Below are 6,190 nucleotides of genomic sequence, written 5' to 3'. Positions count from 1 at the left end.
AGGTCTGAACCTGATTTTTCCGCATTACAATGGTTCGCCAAACCGTAAATATATTGCTACGACATTCAATGCATTATTAAAAGTACGGAATAAAATTGCGCACTTTGAGTCGATTATAAAAAATGAAAGGCAGTTGTTAAAAACTTATAATCAAATGACGGAAGTAATAAACTGGATTTCGCCGGAAATATATAGCTGGTTTAAAAGTTTTAATGATTTTGACAGTTTGTATAAGCAACTAACTATTTAAATTATTCTACACTTTCTGGTCGCGCGGCGGGTTGTTGTGTGCGCTGCGCTTGTTAAGTTCGGGTCAGTTCGTGCGTGTTTAATATGTATAATGGTAGAATAAACTATGTTCTTGTCCCCGTAGCGCACTTCGCGCGCTATGCGCGCTTGTGGGTCTCACTTCACGTCACGCTAACGCGCTTGTGAAGTTCGACGCAGTTTCGAGAGTGTTTAATGAGTGTATGCTAGTATTAACTACAGGTCTGTCCCCGTAGCTCAGTTGGATAGAGCGGTTGCCTCCTAAGCAACAGGTCGTACGTTCGAATCGTATCGGGGACACCATAAAAATATTATTGGATTTAACGGGAAGGTAATGTTAAACTAACCTCCGATGAAAAAAGTTTTCTCTATTTTATTGGTAATGCTGTTGTGTTTTAGCCTGTGGAGCTGCGGCGGCCGCAGCGATGACGGCAAGGTCAAACTGGTCATGTGGATCATGCCCAATTCACAGGAACCGGTCAACGATGTGCGCAATGTTTTGCGGCCGTTCTTGCTACGCAATCCCGAAATAGAGATCGAGGTCGTGGCTCTGGATTGGGGTTCGGCCTGGCAAAAAATTACCACCGCGGCTACTTCCGGCGACGCTCCCGACATCATTCAGCTGGGCACTACCTGGGTCGGCTCGATCGGCTCGATGGACGCTATGCTCGATGTTTCGGCCAATGTGCGCGCGGTCGGCGGCGGCCAAAATCTTTTTGTGGACTCGGCTTGGTCGACGACGCTTATTCCGGGCACCGAGAGCATCGTTTCTGTGCCGTGGATCGTGGACACGCGCGTCATGTTTTACCGGACGGATGTTTTCCGGCGGCTGGGGCTGACCACCAGAGACGTGGCCGACTGGGAATCTTTTGAGCGAACTCTGGAAAAGATCAAGGCCGCTAATCTGACTATTGAAAATAAACACATTGAGCCGCTGGGCATTACTGGCAAAAACGACTGGAATGTCATTCACAGTTTGGCGCCGTGGATCTGGTCGTCGGGCGGCGATTTTGTCTCGTCTGATTTTAAATCCAGCGTTATCAGCAGCGCCACGACACAGCGCGGCTTGATGTATTATATCAGTTTGGTCAAAAAAGGCTTGGTGCCGATCCAGTGCCTGGAGCAGAATAGTTATCAGATTTCCTCGGATTTCAACAACGGCGTTTACGCGATCTACTTTGACGGGCCGTATTCGCTCAAAGGTATGACTACTCCGCCCGAACGCGGCGGCGGCGGCGGCACTTTTGTCGCCAAAAATTTTGCCGTGGCGCCGTATCCGGCCGGACCCAAAGGCCGTTATACTTTTTGCGGCGGCAGCAATCTGGCGATTTTTAAAACGACCAAGCACAAAGAAGCCGCCTGGAAAGTGGTGGAATATCTGACCACCAACGAAAAAGCGCAGATCGCTTATTCACAGATGACCGGTTTTTTGCCGGCGCTCAACTCCGCCTATAGCAATCCTTATTTTACTGATGATCCTTTCCGCCGCGTGTTCAGCGACGCGCTGCGCAATTCCAAAGCTTATCCGGCGATACCGGCTTGGGGGCAGATGGAAACGGTGGTTTTGACCAGAGATTTTGGTTTGATGTGGGACGAGGTTGTGCGCAATCAGGGCGACTACAGCTTGATGCAGTTGCTGAATAGGCTGAATATTATTCATCAGGAAATGGAAGTGATCCTTAAAGAGGCGGCAAAACAATGGGAAAAACGCGGAAAAAAATAGCGGACAGTATAATCGAAACTTACCGCAAATACCGGCTGGCTTATATTTTTATTACGCCGGCGGTGTGCTGTTTGATTTTGTTGCATTTACTGCCGCTGCTGCAGGGTATCTGGATGTCGCTGCTGCAAATGGATCAGTTTACGATCAGCGAATATTTGGGCGCGCCGTTTGTCGGCCTGAAGAATTATTACGATATTCTTTTTAATCCTGCCTCGCCGGTGCGTTTGGGTTTTCTTTCGGCCGTGCGCAATACAATTCTTTACGCGGCTATTGTGACTTTTGGCACGCTGGGCATCGGCATGGTCGTCGCGCAAATGCTCAACCGCCAGTTCAAAGGCCGCAATATCCTGCGCGGCTTGTTTTTATTTCCGTGGATCGTGCCGACGTTTGTGGTCGGTATGCTCTGGGGTTTTATGTGGCAAAAAGAGACCGGCATCATTAATATTATTCTTTACGACATTTTGCAGATCCATACCTGGCTTGGCTGGCTGGGCGTTACGGCGGAAAAACCTTTCTGGCTGATGGGTGATCCCAAAACCCTGGCGGCGATAATTATCCCGACGATCTGGCGCGGCTGGCCGCACCCGATGCTCATGCTGCTGGCCGGTCTGCAGGGCATACCGCATGATTATTACGAGGCCGCGGACATTGACGGCGCCAATGGCTGGAGCAAATTTTGGTACATCACTTTTCCGCTGCTGAAGCCGGTCTGGGCGATTTTGCTTTTGTTTGGCCTGATCTTTAATGTGTACGCTTTCAATATTGTTTACATGATGTTCGGTAACGGCGCGGGTTTCCCGGGCGAATGGGGCGATCTGCTGATGACCAATATTTTCCGCAACAGTTTTCAGCGCTGGGATTTCGGCTCGGGCGCGGCGCTGTCCTTTATCCTGATGGTGGTGATGATGATCGTTTTGAATTTTTGGTATAAATTTTACAAAGGAGTGGAAGAAGGCTGATGTGGCAATTTTGGCGTGATCTACGGGCGATGCCGTTCCATGTTTATAAAAAAGTCATGGATCGGGTTTACAATGTGCTGATGTACACCACACTGTTGGTAGTACTGTTCCCGATTTTTTGGATGGTTTTCAATGCTTTCATGAATAATAACGATATTGTGCAGGGTAAGATTTTCTTTCAGCGCGCGCCGACCAATGTGCTTTTCACGGAAAAAGTCGGCGACAAACTGCTGCTGGGCACGCGCGACGGCTCGATCAATTATCTGGCGCTGGACACTGGTAAATTGTTGCAGCGCCGGCGTTTTAAGACCAATAACACTAATTTTGCCAGCGATGACAAATATGTCTGGTTGTCTTCCGCGGACAAGGGTTTGATCCGCGTGGATAAAGAAACTTTTGCCGTCAAAAAAGCGCGCGTCAAATGGAACGCCAAGCTGGACTTCAATAAAATTTCCAAGACGCTGCTGGCTGTCGATGCCCAGAATAACAAACTCTGGCTGACGCTCGGCTATTTGGATTACGACCAGATCTTTGAATTTGACCGCGAGACCATGCAGCTGCGCGGCGCGTATCGGATCTTGAGCCAAATGCCGGATTTCTTTGATAAATTTTCGATCGGCAATATTTATTATCACGGCGGCCGGCTTTATGCCGCCACCAATCTGGGCGTGGTGGTGATCAATGCCGCGGATCTTCGGCAGGAAAAAATTATCGAACATCCCGATTTTGAGAATTCCGACATTCGTTATTTGGCCTATGACGTAGCGACAGACACTTTGTTCATGAATTCTTTTTCCAAAGTTTACGCCTATCAGGACGGCGCGCTGCGCCAGATTTATTCCACCGCAGACCTGGATTATTTTGTGCAGATCGGCTACATGACGGTCAGCGACACCGGCCTTATTTTGGGCACGGGCAACGGCTTTACGCGCCTGACCAAGACCGGACAGCATCTTGAGGATGTGACGGCGCCGCTCTTTGACAATGTCAATAAAAAAGGCAAGCTCATCAATAAAGGTGTGTACGTTAATTCCGATGTAAATTACGCGCAGGCGCTGGGCGAGCGGGTTTATGTGTCCACCTCGGTTGGCCGCGCGGCGCTTTACAATCTGCAAACTAAAGAAGTGGAAAAGACTTATCTTATGGACAAAGCCGGTTATTTCAATGTTTTCTGGCGCAATTTTATTGATCTTTTTTACAATATCGATTTTGGTCTGTATGTGCGCAACTCCTTTATTATTTGCGGCGTTACGGCTTTTTTCTCGATGATCCTGGCCACGATCACAGCCTATGCGCTGGTCAGATTTAAATTTCCGGGCAACCGTTTTTTGAGCACGGCCGTGCTCTCGACGCAGATGATCCCGGGCGTGATGATGCTGATCCCCGTGTATATTATGTTCATTAAGATCACGGAAGCCACAGGTATCCCAATGAAAGGCACGGTGGCCGGACTGGTCTTTGTTTACGCCGCTTTTTTCCTGCCGTTTAGCATTTGGATTTTGCGCGGCTTTTTTGCTTCCATACCGCTGGCTTTAGAAGAAGCGGCCACGCTCGACGGCTGCACGCCGTTCCAGATCTTTTACAAGATCTCCCTGCCGCTCTCCATGCCGGGCATTGTGGCGACAGGCATTTATATTTTCCTGCAGGCCTGGGACGAGTTGGTTTTTGCCTGGGTCTTGACCAGCGCGCACACCATGACTATTCCGGTCGGCATCCGGCTTTTTGTCGGCAATTTTCAAAACCGCTACGATCTGCTGATGGCCGCTTCGACCGTCGCCACGATACCGGTGATGGTCATGTTTATTTTGCTACAGAAACAGATCGTCTCAGGGCTGACCAGCGGCGCGGTAAAAGATTAGGCCAGCGCTTTTTGACAAAACTTTACGTACCATAATATAATTATCAAGTAATTAGATTTCCTAAAGGTGAGCAAGGGGGAGAATAAGGAGCGATTCTTCTTGCGAAAGAGACTAAAAATTGCGGTCATTTTTTTCCTTTTGATTTGTGTTTTTGGATTTAGCCGGGAATATACTCTGGAAGAGAAATTAACGCAGCTGTTTATGCTGGGATTCCAGGGCAGTTCGCCGCGGGAGTTTGCGGATTTTGTATCCGGCAATAACTGGGGCGGGTATATTTTTTATACGCAGGATGAGAATGGCAATCCCATAAATTTTTCGACGGAAGAACAAGCGGTCAAGCTGCTGGAAGCAGTGCGGGGAAATTCTGGTGAGACGAAACTAAAGCCATTTCTGGCGGTCGATCTGGAAGGCGGCCAGCTGCAATTGTATAAAAATGAAAGTACGGATTTTACCTATTTCCAGTCACCTCAGACCGTAGCTGCCGCCGACAAGGCCGGCCGGGAATTGTGGGCTAAGAATATTGGTGTTTATCTGCAACGGCTGGGTTTTAATTTAAATCTGGCTCCGGTGGTGGATGTAGATCGGCCGCCCTTTGCCAACAGCCGTTCTTTTGGCGGGACAGCGGAAATAGTTATTGAGAATGGCCGTTTGTTTCTGGACGCGCATCAAGACAATGGCGTACTGTGCGCGCTCAAGCATTTTCCGGGACGCGGTAGCGGCAGGCCTGACGACATAAATAATTTGTATGATAAAACAGTGGATTTGCGGCCTTTTCAAGAACTACTCAGGCACGACAATGCCGCTCTGGTGATGGTTTCCACACTGGTTTATCCTCAGATCGACACGGAAAAGCCGGCGTACAAATCTCGCGCGGTCTATGAGCTGCTGCGCTCTCTGGGCTATGACAATATCGCTCTTACAGACGCTGTCAGTGTTCGCGGGCGGAGCGTGGAGGAATTGCAGGCGGAAATGCTGGAAATTATCGAAGCCGGAGCGGATTTGATTTTAATAACTAATAAAGATAGTGATTATGATCCTTTGTTGTCTAGCAAACTGCGGCAGGTGGTGGAAAATATCGTGCGGAAAAAACTGCTTTCCGAGGAAAGAATAGAAAAATCTTTTGCGCGGATTTTACGCATTAAACAGGAACATGGCGTGGAGCCGCGGGAAATTTATTTAAATTATGAGATCTAATTTATGAAAAAGGCTATAGCGCTTATTTTGTTATTGGGTTGTTCTCTGGCCGGGATAAAGGAAGATTTTTTTCACACGGGATTGAGCGCGAAGGCGCTGGCTTTGGGCGGGACGGCGTTTGGTTTTGGCGTGGATTCTATATATTCCAATCCGGCGGGGCTGGCGGTGATACCGGAGGAATATTACGG

The 6,190-nt window shown here is 48.7% G+C and carries 6 protein-coding genes and 1 tRNA gene; all 7 read left to right on the top strand.

Features of this window, described 5'->3' with window-relative positions:
• Positions 1-250 (top strand): hypothetical protein (locus LBJ25_04690; protein ID MDR1453251.1); only part of this gene is annotated, 250 nt, incomplete at its 5' end.
• 243 nt (positions 251-493) lie between these two features.
• Positions 494-570: transfer RNA gene (locus LBJ25_04685), tRNA-Arg, on the top strand.
• A 49-nt stretch (positions 571-619) separates the two neighbouring features.
• Positions 620-1,990: a sugar ABC transporter substrate-binding protein gene (locus LBJ25_04680; protein MDR1453250.1), complete on the top strand. Its 1,371-nt coding sequence runs from the start codon at positions 620-622 to the stop codon at positions 1,988-1,990.
• Complete coding sequence (locus tag LBJ25_04675; protein ID MDR1453249.1) at positions 1,966-2,949, top strand: sugar ABC transporter permease; 984 nt, start codon at positions 1,966-1,968, stop codon at positions 2,947-2,949. The genes LBJ25_04680 and LBJ25_04675 overlap by 25 nt, the downstream gene beginning before the upstream one ends.
• Positions 2,949-4,808: a carbohydrate ABC transporter permease gene (locus LBJ25_04670; protein ID MDR1453248.1), complete on the top strand. Its 1,860-nt coding sequence runs from the start codon at positions 2,949-2,951 to the stop codon at positions 4,806-4,808. Before LBJ25_04675 ends, LBJ25_04670 begins: the two co-directional genes overlap by 1 nt.
• A 66-nt stretch (positions 4,809-4,874) precedes the next feature.
• Positions 4,875-6,002, top strand: a complete 1,128-nt coding sequence (locus tag LBJ25_04665; GenBank protein ID MDR1453247.1) for a hypothetical protein — start codon at positions 4,875-4,877, stop codon at positions 6,000-6,002.
• 3 nt (positions 6,003-6,005) lie between these two features.
• On the top strand, positions 6,006-6,190 hold a 185-nt coding region (locus tag LBJ25_04660), incomplete at its 3' end, for a hypothetical protein (protein ID MDR1453246.1).

The sequence above is a fragment of the Candidatus Margulisiibacteriota bacterium genome (assembly GCA_031268855.1).
GTDB lineage: Bacteria > Margulisbacteria > Termititenacia > Termititenacales > Termititenacaceae > Termititenax.
This window is presented reverse-complemented; position numbering and strand designations above follow the sequence as displayed.